Here is a 15,349-nt window from a genome sequence, read left to right on the forward strand (position 1 = left end):
ACCCAATAATTTTAAAATTTTATTTAATTAAATACTATCACATATGCTCATATCGAGTAAATTCTCCAAAATATATAACTAATTAATTTTTTCGAGTTCTTTAAAAGTCAAAAGCTTGTCCCTATAATATTCATATTGTTTCCTCCTCGCTTCAATCTCTGCAGGGAGTCCTTCAGTTAAATCGTTACAAAGCTTATCAAATTTATCGAGGATTGAAACTATTCTTTCTTGTTCTTCTAATGGTGGGAGTGGTAGCACTAATCCTTTAACAATATTGGCATTTAAATTTTGAACGGCTCCACCAAAAGATGCCTTTTTCTTCATCTCATTTTGATAAATATTTGAATTCAACAAATAGTATAAAAAATCTGTTAAATAATAATTGGAAAAGTTACTTATTATAAGCCAACCATCATGAACGCATCCATTTATTTTCAAAATATAAGGTCTTCCAAAACTCATAGAGTTAGATAAAATAAGATCGCCTTTTTTAACAAACCGAGATTTTTCAGCACCTTCTTTAGTAATTCTTTCTTCTGAACAAGTTATATATTTTTCACCTATCTTTACATCACCAATTTTAATCCAATTAACTCCACTAGAATCTGTCGTTATAAATTCCCTTATCGGTCTTGGTGAAGCTCCGCGAAAAATAGTAGCACATTCTCCAAACTGTTTCCACTCAACCCCATCACCAAACATAAGCAATTTATCTCTATAATACTCATACTGTTTCCTTCTTGCTGTAAGCTCTGCTGTAAGCTCTTCTGTAAGATTTGTAAACAAATCTAAAATATGTACAATCTCTTCTTGAAGCTCTAACGGGGGTATTGGAATTTTAAATTTTGAATATTTACCTATCCATTGCCTTGTATGATCATTGTTTGAATATCCTATATTTTTCATACAATGATAAATAAATCTAAAATTTATACTATCTTTGGATTTAGGTGTTAACATTTTCATAGCAGATGATTTTATTTTAAATACAAAATCCACCCAATGAAATGAAGCTGTAAAATCATCAAATATAATTACTGGTTTATCTTTACTAGATTTATACAATCCATCTTTTTCATTTGTGTATCCTAAAACAAATGATTGCCCTGCTGTTAAAACTGGAATATCATATTTATCACTATACTCTGTGGATTTTACTATATATTTTGTAGGTTGTTCATAATCTAAAAACTCCCCAATCTCTTTCCACTCAACTCCATCAGGACAAAGTTCTTTTATCAATTTATCAAATTTGCCCATCTTTTTTTCACCCCTAACACACTCAAGATTAAGCACATTATATTATTATAACTATACATTAATAAAAATTGATACCAAAATAACAAAAAAGGATAGCTAATTGACTATCCTTTTTCCATTAAACTTCTATATTCTAAAAGTTTAATTGGTACTTTCTTCCTTATTATCTTTCTTAAAAATTGATAATATATTATCAAATATACTACTATTTTTCATATCACGATCGCTATATACTTCAACTCTTCCTACTTCTTTTCCATCAATTAAATATATAACTGTTCCCATAATATCGCCCTGTTTAATGTTCTTTTTATTCTTACTTATATCAAGTTTTGTTGATATTTTAAGGTCATTTGTTTTTTCAACAACTAAACTAAGTGATTGTGCTGCCTTTAAAATTATAAATTTATCCTTATCATTTCCTAATTGAAATTTAGAAACCTCAGAATCTTTTTGTACTACTTCTTTTCTCTCAAACAATGAAAATCCATAATTTAAAAGCATACTTGCATCTCTGTTTCTTATCTTATAAGTAGGTGCTCCCATTATTATACATAGCATTCTAACCCCACTTCTTTGTGCTGTCGCAGAAATACAATATTTTGCCTCATTAGTAAATCCAGTTTTTAATCCATCACATCCATTAAAAAATCTAACAAGTTTATTGTGATTAACAAGTTCTATTGGAGTTTTTCTATTTGTTGAAATCGTTTCCATATATGTACCACTATATTTCAATATAGTTTCATGCTTCAATAATTCTCTTGACATAATTGAAATATCATAAGCCGTAGTTAAATGATTTTCTGTTGGAAGTCCTGTAGGATTCTGAAATGTTGTATCTTTCATACCAAGCTCTTTTGCCCTATCATTCATCTTGTTAACAAAATTTTCAACCGATCCACCTAAATATTCAGCAAGTGCAACAGCTGCATCATTGCCGGATGCTATAGCAACACCTTTTAATAACTCCTCAACAGTTCTAAGCTCACCAGCTTCTAAAAGCATAGTGCTTCCACCCATTTTCTGAGCATTCTCTGTAACTGTAACTACATCATCTAGTTTTATTCTTCCACTATCAATAGCTTCCATTGTCAAAAGCATTGTCATTATTTTTGTAACTGATGCTGGAGCAAACTTTTCTCTTGAATTTTTATCAAATATGATTTTTCCAGTTTCAACTTCCATTAATATAGCCGAACGTGCCTCAACATCTGTTCCATTATTATTAGTATCATTTATAGCATAAACTGGCAAACAACCAACTATAAAGGAAAATAACACACCAAATAAAACCGATTTAAATATTCTCATGAATATCCTCCCTTTGATATAAAAAAATAACCATACAAATATAATCACCAATTTTTGTGAAAATATTTAGTACAGTTATAATGTTCAATATTATTTTATAATTCTATATATTAATTCACCTTTAGTTTGCTTTTGTTTTGAAATATTAATATTTTTATCAAGTTGCTCAATTATCATATTAATATCTTTATAACCATTATGATGAATTTGACATATTACATCCCCAACTTTAACATAATCAGAAACCTTTTTCTCAAAAATAAGTCCAACTGATGAATCAATAACACTTTCCTTTGTTTCTCTTCCTGCCCCTAAAAGCATTGCTATTTTTCCTATCTCCTGTGCATTTATAGAACCTATATATCCATCTTCTTTTGCAACAAAAGTATTAATCCTGCTAGCTTTTTTATATTCAGAAATATTATCTATTATAGATAAATCTCCCCCTTGGCACTCTATCCACTCTCTAAACTTCCTATAAGCACTTCCATCATTTATACTTTTTAAGACAATCTCCCTAGCATCATCTATTGAATTTGCTTTCTTACCTAAATAAACCATAATAGAAGATATAGTTAAACATACCTCTAATAAATCTTTTGGACCATTTCCTTTTAAAACTTCAATAGCCTCTCTAACTTCAATAATATTTCCAATCCCAAAACCAAGTGGCTCATCCATCCCAGATATTATACAAATAGTTCTTTTATTCAAATTTCTCCCAATATCAACCATGGTTTTTGCCAAAATTTCAGCATCTTCAATAGTTTTCATAAAAGCTCCACTTCCAACCTTTATATCAAGAACTATAGCATCAGCTCCCGATGCTATTTTTTTACTCATTATGCTAGCTGCAATTAACGAAATATTATCAACAGTTGATGTTACATCACGAAGAGCATATATTTTTTTATCTGCTGGAGCTAATGCATCTGTTTGACCACAAACAACAATTCCATGATCTCTAACATGAGATTTAAATTCATCAATAGTCATATTTGTCTTAAATCCTTCTATAGACTCAAGCTTATCAATCGTACCTCCAGTAAAACCGAGACCCCTACCGCTCATCTTTGCAACTGGTATTTTACAAGATGCAACTATAGGAGCAACAACCAAAGAAACCTTATCCCCAACTCCACCAGTTGAATGCTTATCAACTTTAATTCCTTCTATATCACTAAGATCCAAAACTTTTCCAGAATACGCCATAGAAAGAGTTAAATTTGCAGTTTCCTCAGGTGTCATTTTATTTATAAACATAGCCATAATAAGTGCCGATGCTTGATAATCTGGAATATTCCCATTTGTATACTCATCTACAAAATACTTTATCTCTTCCTTTGATAATTCTAATCCTTTTTTCTTTTTATCAATAATATCTAAAATTCTCATAACGTCACCCTAAAAATTACTATAAAATATCATCTTTAAAACTTTTTCCATGCAAATCATTATCTATTGAAAATAAATCTAAAATTGTCTTTCCTATATCAGTAAAACTTTCCCTACACCCTAGATCTGAAGCCTTTATATTTTTACTATAAACAATCAATGGAATTTGTTCTCTTGTATGATCAGTTCCAGGCGTTGTTGGATCACACCCATGATCTGCCGTCAATATTAATAAATCATCTTCTCTCATGTTATCAATTATCTCAGGTAACTTCGAATCAAATTCTGATATAGCTCTAGCATATCCTTCAACATCATTTCTATGGCCATACATCATATCAAAATCTACCAAATTGGTAAATATAAGACCATTAAAATCCTTTTTCATCAATTCAATCGTCTTATTAATCCCATCAAGATTATTTACAGTTTTAAATTTATCCGTAATTCCAAACCCATTAAAAATATCATTTATTTTACCTACACTTATAACATCTTTTCCATTTTCCTTCAAATAATCAAGCATCGTCTTTCCAGGTGGATCTATAGCATAATCGTGCCTATTTGGAGTTCTTTTAAATGAAGAAACATCTCCGATAAAAGGTCTAGCTATTACTCTTCCTACCAAATCATCTCCAACAAGCATCTCTCTTGCAATCTCACACATTCTATAAAGCTCCTCAAGAGGTATAATTTCTTCATGAGCTGCAATTTGAAAAACAGAATCTGCAGAAGTATATAAAATAGGACTTCCCGTTTCCATATGTTCCTTCCCAAGTCTATCTATAATTTCAGTCCCTGAAGCAACACAATTTCCTATAACTTTTCTTCCTATCTTACTTTCAAACTCATCTATAATTTTTTTAGGAAATCCATTTGGAAAAGTTCTTAATGGAATCTTTGTAACAACTCCAGCTATTTCCAAGTGTCCCGTAATAGTATCTTTCCCACGTGATAATTCATTACACACACCAACAGATGCTATTTTGTTTTCTTCCTTACTTAACTTTAAAGATTCTATCCTACCCAAACCTAGTTTCTTAAAATTTTCTATTGATATAGAACTCGACTTTTCAATAACATTTTTAAATGTATTACATCCATTATCTCCATACTCATGAGAATCATGCATCTCACCAACACCTAAACTATCCAAAATTATTAAAATAACTCTTTTTATCACAAACGTTAACCCCCTTACAATTTAAAATATCAATTTTATTATAAATGGTGTTATCAAACATTTAAACAACAAAGCAATTAAAACACTAAATATTATAAACAAAATTAAAAATCTTAAAGTGATTGATTTATCATTTTCAGAAAATCTTCCCCTAAATCTCGTTCTAGATATTCCACGTGATATACTCTTAACACATAACAATATATACAAAAAAATAATCAACATATTAGGCAACATTATAGTAAAAATAGTTAACAATACACCCTTAAGTTGAAAATTAGTTAATAAAAATGTTGTCGTAAATCCTAAAGCAAATCCCTTCAAAGACAAAGTAACCAAACTTAATGGACAAAAAATAATATTAGCACTAAACAACACAAAAATAATTATAGGCACAATAAGCATGATCGAACTTAACCTAAAATTACTTAAATAACTAAATTCACCTTCTTTAATCACGTTCATATACTCTATAAAATCATTTTTAATATATGTAACAAGTTCAGAATCTAAATATGTAAATAAATAAACTCCAATCAAAAATCCACATAACAAAAATAATAAAACCATCATATAAATGATAAAATTTTTATTATAACTGTCTTTTAACCCAACCGTTAGCGTTCTACTCTTTACCATATTTTCTCATCCCCCTTTATTAAATAAGTATGAGAAAAATTTTTTTATATTCTATTAAAAAAATAAATTTTAAAACATTTTATTTTTTTGTTTTTTCATAATTTCAAATAATTTTATGCCTGTTATAGTCTTACTATCTATTATTTCGCCTTTTGATATCATGAGATTTATTTCATCAAGTGTAAACTCATGCACATTTATAAATTCATCTTCATCTCCCCCCTTTAATCCTTGACTTAAATTATCCGCATAATAAAAATACATCATCTCATCACAAAACCCTGGAGTCATTGCACTTTTACCTAAAAACTCAACATCTTTCGATGTATATCCAGTTTCCTCTTCAAGTTCTCTTCTTGCACATTCAACTGGATCTTCATTTATTTCAAGTTTTCCAGCAGGAATCTCAAATAAAACTTTATCAATAGGTTTTCTAAATTGTTCAACAAATAATATTTTTTCATTTTTTGTTAATGCAATCAAAGCTACTGCTCCACAATGTCTTACAATCTCCCTCGTTGATTTATTCCCATCTGGAAGCAATACCTCCAATTTCTCAACTGTGAAAAAACTCCCATTGTATATTTCCTTTGTTGATAATGTCTTTTCAAACAAATCCATACATTTCCCTCCTATAGTAAAATTAAATAACGATAATAATAATAACACAAATAAGACACACCTTCTAAAAGATATATTAAATAATGACTATCACTTCAATTTTTTAAATAATTGAAAAAAATTTTTTAATGTGGTAGACTTACCTAATTAACCATTTTAAAACGATAAATAATTTAAAAAGGAGATACTAAATGTTAAAAACATTTTTAAAGCGTTCTTTAAAATACGCTTCTTTTTCATTACTAACAATAATTGTTTTATCAGGATGTTCAAACAACGCTAAGCCAAACAATAACACTGCAAACACTACACAAACACAAAACACCAAAGAAGAAACTACAAATTTTGATGAAATATCAAACAAATTTATAAGCCAAATTGAAGAAAAAATCGTTAAAAATTGGCCTAACTTAAATAAAATATGGCCAGATTTAGATTTTTCAAATAATAACACTGTAATATTTTTACTGGGAAATGATGGAAAAGCTATTAAGGCGTGGGCTATAGATATTTCAGGAAAAAAAGAATTGTCTTCCTCTGAATATTCAAAATTAAATTATCCTGATGCAAATGGATTCTCTAAGGATACTTTCAATGGTAAAGATTCAATATTCGTATCTTTATCAGCTGTAAATAATGAAATTAAAGAAATTATTGATACGTATGAATATGCAACTCATGAATTAATTCACGCATATCATCAGCCAAAAGATTATATAGAAGGATCTCGAAATCAAAAATATCCTATTGAATATGAGCCAAGAATTTATAGGACTATGATATATAGAAACTTATCAAATGCCCTCACAGCAGATGATGATAATATTTCAAAAAATCACATACAGAAGGCAGCTTACTGGTTTAACAAATGGAAAAATGAATATCCAAATGAATACGAAGATATTAGAACAACAGATATATTTGAGGGACATGCACAGTATGTAGCTAAACTCGCTGATCTTACAAACAAGGATAAAATTACTAAAGAAGATTTTAGTAAAAAGATAAATCCAAACGCTATCTTAACAAATTTAGGGACAGATAGTTATGATTTAGGTTTTGTTGCTCTTGCTCTTTTAGATAGAAATGATCCAAATTTTAAAAATGATTTCTTTAAATTACAAAAATCTCCAATTGAATTACTTCTTGAAAATGTTACTCCAGTTGAAGATATTGCAGACGAAAATTTATCAACTGAAATAAAGAAACAAATCGATAAAGTAAATAGTGAAACTAAAACATTTATCGAAAATATTTTAACATCTTTAAATGATAAAAGTATACCTTACTTAAAAGTTAATTCAGATTATATTGAAGGAAGTATTGGAGTAGCTGGATTCTATTCATACAATGACCTTGAAATTTTTTCAAAGTTTTCCGCAAAATATAATCAAGATTCATCAAACTCTTTAAGCGTTAATGAATTGAGTATTATTACAAACCCAAATAATAAAGTGGATATAATTCCTTTAACAGAAAAATTTGAAATCAATGGAGATACCTTAACTTTAAAAGGTAAAAATTTAAATGGAACTCTTAAAGTAACTACTTCTATTGAAGATGGAAGAACAGTTTATATAGCAAAGTAATTTTGGATATTCCAAAATTACTTTGAAAAAAAAGTTTTTTGGTGTTAAAATTTAATAAATATTTAAATAAAGAATAAGGTGAAAAATATGTTAAAAATATTTTCAAAACACTCTTTAAAACATCTTGGATTTTCATTATTGACAGTATTTGTATTATCAGGGTGTGCTAATAACACTAAACCAATTAACACTACACCTACACAAACTACTACTGAAACACAAAAAAATACAAATATTGAAACAATGGATAGACTTATTTCTGAAATCCAAAAAAGTATGGCAAAAAATTGGCCAAACATGAATAAAATTTGGCCAGATCTAGATTATTCGAACCATACTGTTATTTATGCTATATTAGGTACGGAAAATACAAATCCTATAAAACCTGTAAAAGTATGGCTCTTAACTCCAACTGAAAAAAGAGAACTATCTCCTGAAGAATATGCAGAAATTAAATTTACATCTGAAGGTGGTTTTAACGGAATAAAATTCCAAGGAAAAGATGCAATTGTTACCTCAAGGTTAAGTGATGCACCTATTGAAGAAAATGGATTTGATTCTACAGTTATTGATGAATATCAATTTTTAACTCATGAACTATTTCACTTATATCATCAAAAGAATATAGCTCTTCCAGATAATTCAAACAATTCAAGATCTCAAAAATATCCTATTGATTTTGAACCAAGACTTTATAGAAATATGATACATTATAATTTAGGAAATGCTGTTATAACAAATGATGATAATACAGCTAAAGAATTTATACAAAAAGCAGCTTACTGGTTCAACAAATGGAAAAATGAATATCCTGATGAATTTTCTGCCATTGCATCCACAGATATATTTGAAGGAGTTGCAGAATATATAGGTAGACTTTCTAATCTTGCAGGTCAAGATACTATTACTAGGGAAGATCTTTCTAAATTAATATCTATAGAATCTACTTTTTCAACTCTAGGATTGGATAGTTATGATTTAGGTTTTGTTACTTTATCAGCAATTGAAAGATTTAAACCTGATTTTAAGGAAGATTTCTCAAAATCTAAAAAATCTCCAATAGAATACCTTTTAGAAAATGTTACTCCTATTGAAGATACACCAAATGAGCAATTATCAAACAAATTAAAACAAAATATTAATGAAATAAATGATACTTTAAATAAGTCACTTGAATATATTATTTCTTCGATAGATAATAAAAATATCCCTTACTTGAGAATGAAGTCAGAATATAGATCAGAATACGGCTTTTCTGCAGGTGGATTCTTTAATTATAACGGATATGAAATCTTACATGGACTTGATACAGAATTCATACAAGACTCATCAAATATTTTATATCTTAAAAATGTTAATACCTTTGAGGAAAATTCAGGTTTTATTTTAATCCCATTAACTGACAAATTTGAAATAAATGGAGACACAATGACTTTAACAGATCCTCAAATAAAAGGAACACTTAAGGTAACTACTTCTACCGAAGATGGAAGAACAATTTATACCGTAAAATAAGAAAAGACTATTTACCAACAAATTTGGTAAATAGTCTTTTCTCATATAAAAATCAACTAAATAGTTTTATTCAAACAAAAAATATAATAACTTCATAACGAAATTATTATATTTTTATAAATGCTATCTTAAGTTTATCATAAAAAATGGTGCTATCAATCAATAATATTACATCCTTAAAATTAAGAATATAATAAAATTAATTAATATATTTTTTTAAAAGGAGTTCATTATTATTATTACCCCTTTATTAAAACTTATACATAAATAATTTTACATATCCCCTAACTTCAAATACTAATCTTTATACTACTTCCACTATTTGAGTCTATCACTTCTATCTTAGATTTTATAAAATCCTTGAGTTCCTGAACGTGTGAAATTATTCCAATAAGTTTTGATTCATCATTAGCATCTATTAAACACTCTAGAGCATTTTGAAGTGAATCAGAATCCAAAGATCCAAATCCTTCATCAATAAATAATGTATCTATAGAAACTCCTCCTGAATATCTTTGTACTACATCTGATAATCCTAATGCCAAAGCAAGTGAAGCCTGAAAGCTTTCCCCTCCTGAAACTGCATCAAGTCTTCTTTCTTGGGAAGTTTTATTATCAAATACGCTAATTTCTAATCCTTGTGGACTTCTCATATCTATACTCTCTTTTAGATGTCTAAACAAAAATCTTCCATTTGTCAACTTTAAAAGTCTTATGTTCGCAGCTTGTATTATTTCTTTAAAATAAATTCCAAGTATATATCTCTCAAAACTAATTTTATAACTATTATTCCCATTTGCAATTTTGTTTAGCTCATTTAAATTTGTCCTTAATTTTTCACGTTTCAAAATATCTTTATTTATCTCTAAGATGCTTCTATGTACATTTTCAAGCAAAGATTTATTTTTATGGTATTTTATTTCGCACTCTTCAATTTCCTTTAAATTATTGGTTAAATCTTCTATATGCAAAAATAATTCATCTCTATTTTTATATGGTGCATTATCTAACCCTCTTTCAAGCTCTTTTATCTTTAATTTAATAGCTTTATATTCTTCTCTTTTATCTTCTATAAATTTATTTCGATTATTATAGTTGTCCTCTGTTATTTTGAATTTTTGGTACTCTTCTACGTCTTTAAATTCATTTGAATTTAAAGACTTTATAAATATTTTTTCATTCTCATCAATCTTAAAATTCAAATCCTCTATATCTTTATTTTTTATATCTAATTTGGATTGAAGTTTTAAAATTTCATTGTTACATTTAGTTATGCTTGAATTTATAGTTTCTCTTTTATTAATTAAACTTTCCAAATTCCCGATTGTCTGTTTTAAAATTTTTGAATAATCACTCACTGATAAAATATTGTATTTTAATAACCTCAATCTTTTATCACTTAAAATTGTATTTAAAGCAGATACATCACTTCGTTTTTTAATATAAATTTTCTCATACTCATCAATATGTAATTTTACTTCTTTAATTTCACCCTCTATATTTAAAATTTCATCCTGAGATTTTATGAACTTATCATATATACCTTTACTCTCTTTAAGCAAATTTTTAAGAAAAGCTAAACTAAATTCAACTTGTTCTATAGAATCTTTACATGATTCAAATTTTTCAAAATTTATAAATTTCCTTTCTTTATCTCGTTTTAAAATTTCATCATAGATTTCACTTATCTTATTAGCCTTTGAACTTACATCTTTGTTTAAATTAATCTTATCAGTTACTATCTTCTCTCTTTCCTTTTCTATCTTTGAAATTTCATCTCTTGATTTTTTAAAAGAATCTTCGCTTATGTTGCTATCAATAAGAGTTGCTTTATTTGGATGAACTGTTGAACCACAAACAATACATGGCGATCCATCTTCAAGCTTTTTTGCAAGAAATCCTGCCTGATTTCTAAAATAAATATCTTCAATTTTTGAAAGATCCCTTAACTTTTCTTCATACAAAGTAGAAATTTTATTGTACTCATCCTCGCATTTTTTACATTTATCAAGTAACTCGCCATATATTCCAAGCTCGCATTCATACTTGTAAAATCCTTCGTTTATTTCCTCTGTATTTAATAATTCTGTTTCAATATGTACAATTTTATCTTTTACGTCCCTATTCTCAAGATTAAATTTTAACATTTCTTCATGTTTATTATTAAGAATATCTAATTTTGTTTTAAATAATTTCACTTCGTCATCAATTGATGAAATTTCATTTTCTAAGTTTTTAATTTTATTTTCAAGATTTTCCTTTTCATTTACAGTATCCTTTAAAGATTCAATATCTATAACCTTACTTCTTAATTTTTCAATCTCTTCATCATAAAATTTTATTTCTTCAAACTCCTTATTTAAAATTTCTAAATTCTTTTTATGATGATCTAAATCCGAAATTATCTTCTCCTTCTCTCCTGTATATCCACTCCTCGTTTCCTTAAAATTTTCCAAAATCCTCTCTTTGTCTCTTATTAAAAATGTCTTTTTTGCCTTATTCAAAAATTCAACTTCATCTTTTAATGAACTTATATCAATTGACATCAATTCTCTATTTTTATCTACCAAAGAATTAATACTCTCAAGAAAATTATTGTTATTTGAAATTTTATTTTTGTAATCTTCCTTCCTTGGTTTCAACTCTTCTAACTTTTTCTCGTAATCTTCTATATCTTTACTTAAAATACTCAATATCTGATCTATCGTAAAATCATCATATGATATTTTATTTATTGAGTTAATCGATTCTAAAAATCCTCTTATTCTCTGATCAGAATTTTCAAATTTCTTTTCATACTCAAGTGACTTCTCTTTTAAAATATTTTGAATATTTTTAAATTCCTCTGTATTAAATATATTTCTATATATACTCTCTCTCTTTTTTGAATCTGCAGATACAAGTTCCCTAAATTCTCCTTGAGCTATCATAACAATTTGTTTAAACTGAGAGCGATCAATTCCCAAAACTTCTTTAATTTTTTGATCAACATTTTTAATTCCATTTATCAACTCATCCTCAACTATAATTTGTGCACTAGCCCTCTGCAAAACCTCCTTACTTCTTGAAATCTTATATTGTTCAGGAAATCTAGTTATTGTATATTTCTTATTTCTATGAGAAAATTCAAATTCAACATATGTTACATCTTCTTTAGCTGCAAATTGACTTCTTAGAGTAGAAGCATCTCTATATTCACCACTAGGTTGTCCAAATAAGGCATAACACATTGCATCAAATATCATTGTCTTCCCACTACCAGTATTTCCCGCAATTAAAAAAAGTCTATCTTCAAAAAATTTACTAAAATCTATTGTTTCTTTTTCCTTATATGGTCCAAATGCTTGCATAGTGAGCTTTATTGGAATCATAAAATTATCCTCCTATTGATCTAAAGTATTTACCTTTTCTATAACATCCTTTAAAATATCTTTTTGATCACAATTAAGTTCTTTATCCGTCATGCTTTTATAAAAAATTTCAAATAATTCAAAAGGAGATTTAACTGTAATATCTAAATTACTTATTTCTTCTTGATTACCATCATTAAAATTATTATCTTTAAACCTAATCTCCATAAAATTTTTATAAACTTTTTTAATTTTAGCTGCAGGATCGCTAATGCCAATAGAATCATGAAGTATTATCCTAAAATAGTCTTCAAGATCATAATCTTTATAAAACTCTTCACTTATAAGAGTATCAATATAACCTTCAATTTCCCTCATATTATGTTTAAGTTTAAGACCAATTTGATTTATTTTAATATCACCTTTTCCTCCTAAATCAACAATAGTCACACTCTTTTTATGATTCATCTCCGAAAATGAATACTTAATTATAGATCCTGAATATCTTATATGATCTACAATAACTTTTTGATTCGCATGAAGATGTCCAAGTGCCACATAATCAAACTCTTTAAGTATCGATGCATCCATAACATCTTGTCCACCTATTGACAATCTCCTCTCAGAATCACTTTCAATCATTTTATCCCCATCTTTATTTGAAAAATATCCATGAGCTATGAATATATTTCTCTTACTATAATCAACATCCAGAGTTTTCATTATCTTAATTAATGCATCATTTGAATTCTTTATAGATACATCATTAAACAAATGTTTTATATGTACTTCATCAAAATACGATATCGGATAAAAATTAACATCTCCAAACTCATCATTTAGAGATATCTTATTAATATTTCCGTCAAATTTCCCTTCTATATAAATTCCTGAATCAATTAAAAATTCTTTTCCAAAAGATATTCTATCTGCACTATCATGATTTCCTGCTATCAAAATCACTTTAGCCCCACATTCATTTACAATTTTAACTAATACTTCATTTAAAAGTTTAATTGCATGAGTATCAACAATTGGTTTATCATATAAATCTCCAGCAATAATCACAACATCAATTTTTTCTTGCTTTATAATCTCACAAATCTGATCCAAAACATATCTTTGATCATCTATCATATTAAAATCATTAATCTTTTTACCTATATGCCAATCTGAAGTATGTAGTATTCTCATAATTTCCTCCTAAATTTTCATATTTTTCAAAATTTCATATGCAAAAACAAGAGCATCAAAAGTTGCTCTCTCACGAATCCTCATTCTATCTCCTATGATATTTAGCTCTTTTACATAAACCTCTCCAAGAACACAAACAGCTATATAAACAACTCCAGGCTTCTTCCCTTCGCTCTCATTTGGACCTGCAACTCCTGTTGTTGAAATGCTCACTTGAGATGATGTTCTATTTAAAACACCGATAGCCATCTCTTTTGCTGTATCACTACTTACTGCACCAAATCTCTCAAGAGTTTCAAAATTTACAGAAAGATTTTTCATTTTAGATTCATTTGAGTAGGTAATAAATGATTCTTCAAAAAATTCAGATGCCCCACTAACATTTACAAATCTTGAAGAAAGCATTCCAGCTGTTAAAGATTCACCAAAAGAAATCTTAAAATTTCGTTTTTTAAGTTCCATATAAAGAAGTTCCTCTACGTTAACTTCTCCTTCTGCATATATAAATTTCCCAACTCTCTTATAAACCTCTTCCTTTAATTTCGATATAACATCTCTTCCTTCCTCATCATTTCTACATTTAGTTGTAATCCTCAAAACTAAATCATCTTTTCCAACATAAGGTGCAAGGGTTTGAACACTATTTTCAAACAAATCACTCAAAATCCCATTTATATCCCCCTCATTTGTCCCATACAATCTTAAAAATTCCGAATAATATTTACACTCAGATTTATTTTTCAAATATGGTTTTACTAAATTGTTAAACATATCATAAAGTTCACTAGGAGGACCAGGAAGATTAATTACAATCTTATCCTCATTTTCTATTATAATTCCAGGTGCTGTTCCTTTTAAATTTTTCATAACTATTGATCCTTCCGGAACATATCCCTGTTTCAAATTTGCATCTGTAAGATTATCTCTAGAACTCTTAACAAACTTCTCAATATTTTTTAAACTCTCTTCATGAGATACAAGATTTAAATTAAAATATTTCGAAATACATTCTTTTGTTATATCGTCATCCGTTGGTCCAAGTCCACCAGATGTTATTATCAAATTCATTCCTCTATTAAAAGAATTTTCTATCGCACGAGTAAGTCTTTCAAAATTATCTCCAACAACTGTATGGTAATAAACATCAATTCCAATTTCTGCTAAAGATTTAGTAATAAAATGAGAATTAGTATTCACAATATCACCGAGTAAAAGTTCTGTACCGACACAAATAATTTCACATCTTAAATCCATAATAATGCCTCCGAAAAAAATTTAATTTTATTATA

11 protein-coding genes are annotated in these 15,349 nt (G+C 27.8%); 2 read left to right on the top strand and 9 right to left on the bottom strand.

Going from position 1 to position 15,349, the window contains the following annotated elements; translation table 11 throughout:
• Positions 1–78: 78 nt before the first annotated feature.
• The 6 genes from RATSFB_RS05160 to RATSFB_RS05185 all read right to left on the bottom strand — a co-directional run bounded on the left by RATSFB_RS05160 (position 79) and on the right by RATSFB_RS05185 (position 6,412).
• Positions 79–1,260: a restriction endonuclease subunit S gene (locus RATSFB_RS05160; protein WP_014094987.1), complete on the bottom strand. Its 1,182-nt coding sequence runs from the start codon at positions 1,258–1,260 to the stop codon at positions 79–81.
• 141 nt (positions 1,261–1,401) lie between these two features.
• Positions 1,402–2,574 (bottom strand): D-alanyl-D-alanine carboxypeptidase family protein, encoded by a 1,173-nt coding sequence (locus RATSFB_RS05165; protein WP_014094988.1) that lies wholly within the window; start codon positions 2,572–2,574, stop codon positions 1,402–1,404.
• Positions 2,575–2,664: 90 nt separating this feature from the next.
• On the bottom strand, positions 2,665–3,969 hold the full coding sequence (locus RATSFB_RS05170; RefSeq protein ID WP_014094989.1) for a pyrimidine-nucleoside phosphorylase: 1,305 nt from the start codon (positions 3,967–3,969) through the stop codon (positions 2,665–2,667).
• A 19-nt stretch (positions 3,970–3,988) separates the two neighbouring features.
• Positions 3,989–5,152 (bottom strand): phosphopentomutase, encoded by a 1,164-nt coding sequence (locus tag RATSFB_RS05175; protein ID WP_014094990.1) that lies wholly within the window; start codon positions 5,150–5,152, stop codon positions 3,989–3,991.
• 21 nt (positions 5,153–5,173) lie between these two features.
• Positions 5,174–5,791: a stage II sporulation protein M gene (locus RATSFB_RS05180; RefSeq protein ID WP_014094991.1), complete on the bottom strand. Its 618-nt coding sequence runs from the start codon at positions 5,789–5,791 to the stop codon at positions 5,174–5,176.
• 69 nt (positions 5,792–5,860) lie between these two features.
• A complete protein-coding gene (locus RATSFB_RS05185) occupies positions 5,861–6,412 on the bottom strand; it encodes an NUDIX hydrolase (RefSeq protein WP_014094992.1) in 552 nt (183 codons plus the stop codon).
• Positions 6,413–6,603: 191 nt separating this feature from the next.
• Between RATSFB_RS05185 and RATSFB_RS07470 the strand changes: the two genes are divergently transcribed.
• Together RATSFB_RS07470 and RATSFB_RS07475 are read left to right on the top strand one after the other, a co-directional pair.
• Positions 6,604–8,001: a hypothetical protein gene (locus tag RATSFB_RS07470; RefSeq protein ID WP_014094993.1), complete on the top strand. Its 1,398-nt coding sequence runs from the start codon at positions 6,604–6,606 to the stop codon at positions 7,999–8,001.
• Positions 8,002–8,088: 87 nt separating this feature from the next.
• Positions 8,089–9,516 carry a hypothetical protein gene (locus RATSFB_RS07475; protein ID WP_014094994.1) on the top strand — a complete coding sequence of 476 codons (1,428 nt, stop codon included), beginning with the start codon at positions 8,089–8,091 and terminating at the stop codon, positions 9,514–9,516.
• A gap of 290 nt (positions 9,517–9,806) precedes the next feature.
• Here RATSFB_RS07475 and RATSFB_RS05210 read toward each other — a convergent pair whose 3' ends face one another.
• Genes RATSFB_RS05210 through RATSFB_RS05220 form a run of 3 tightly spaced genes read right to left on the bottom strand, consistent with a single transcriptional unit; the run spans position 9,807 to position 15,314 of the window.
• Positions 9,807–12,887, bottom strand: a complete 3,081-nt coding sequence (locus tag RATSFB_RS05210; RefSeq protein ID WP_014094995.1) for an AAA family ATPase — start codon at positions 12,885–12,887, stop codon at positions 9,807–9,809.
• Positions 12,888–12,899: 12 nt separating this feature from the next.
• Positions 12,900–14,060, bottom strand: a complete 1,161-nt coding sequence (locus RATSFB_RS05215) for an exonuclease SbcCD subunit D (protein WP_014094996.1) — start codon at positions 14,058–14,060, stop codon at positions 12,900–12,902.
• Positions 14,061–14,069: 9 nt separating this feature from the next.
• Positions 14,070–15,314, bottom strand: coding sequence for a competence/damage-inducible protein A (locus RATSFB_RS05220; protein WP_014094997.1), 1,245 nt, complete (start codon positions 15,312–15,314; stop codon positions 14,070–14,072).
• Between the last annotated feature and the right edge of the window lie 35 nt (positions 15,315–15,349).

It is taken from the genome of Candidatus Arthromitus sp. SFB-rat-Yit, assembly GCF_000283555.1.
Classification (GTDB): domain Bacteria; phylum Bacillota; class Clostridia; order Clostridiales; family Clostridiaceae; genus Dwaynesavagella.

Excerpts from the sequence above, each read along its gene's own strand:
- RATSFB_RS07475 (WP_014094994.1), top strand. The coding sequence starts at position 8,089 with ATGTTAAAAATATTTTCAAAACACTCTTTAAAACATCTTGGATTTTCA.
- RATSFB_RS05210 (WP_014094995.1), bottom strand. The coding sequence starts at position 12,887 with ATGATTCCAATAAAGCTCACTATGCAAGCATTTGGACCATATAAGGAA.
- RATSFB_RS05160 (WP_014094987.1), bottom strand. The coding sequence starts at position 1,260 with ATGGGCAAATTTGATAAATTGATAAAAGAACTTTGTCCTGATGGAGTT.
- RATSFB_RS05215 (WP_014094996.1), bottom strand. The coding sequence starts at position 14,060 with ATGAGAATACTACATACTTCAGATTGGCATATAGGTAAAAAGATTAAT.
- RATSFB_RS05185 (WP_014094992.1), bottom strand. The coding sequence starts at position 6,412 with ATGGATTTGTTTGAAAAGACATTATCAACAAAGGAAATATACAATGGG.
- RATSFB_RS05180 (WP_014094991.1), bottom strand. The coding sequence starts at position 5,791 with ATGGTAAAGAGTAGAACGCTAACGGTTGGGTTAAAAGACAGTTATAAT.
- RATSFB_RS05170 (WP_014094989.1), bottom strand. The coding sequence starts at position 3,969 with ATGAGAATTTTAGATATTATTGATAAAAAGAAAAAAGGATTAGAATTA.
- RATSFB_RS05165 (WP_014094988.1), bottom strand. The coding sequence starts at position 2,574 with ATGAGAATATTTAAATCGGTTTTATTTGGTGTGTTATTTTCCTTTATA.
- RATSFB_RS05220 (WP_014094997.1), bottom strand. The coding sequence starts at position 15,314 with ATGGATTTAAGATGTGAAATTATTTGTGTCGGTACAGAACTTTTACTC.
- RATSFB_RS07470 (WP_014094993.1), top strand. The coding sequence starts at position 6,604 with ATGTTAAAAACATTTTTAAAGCGTTCTTTAAAATACGCTTCTTTTTCA.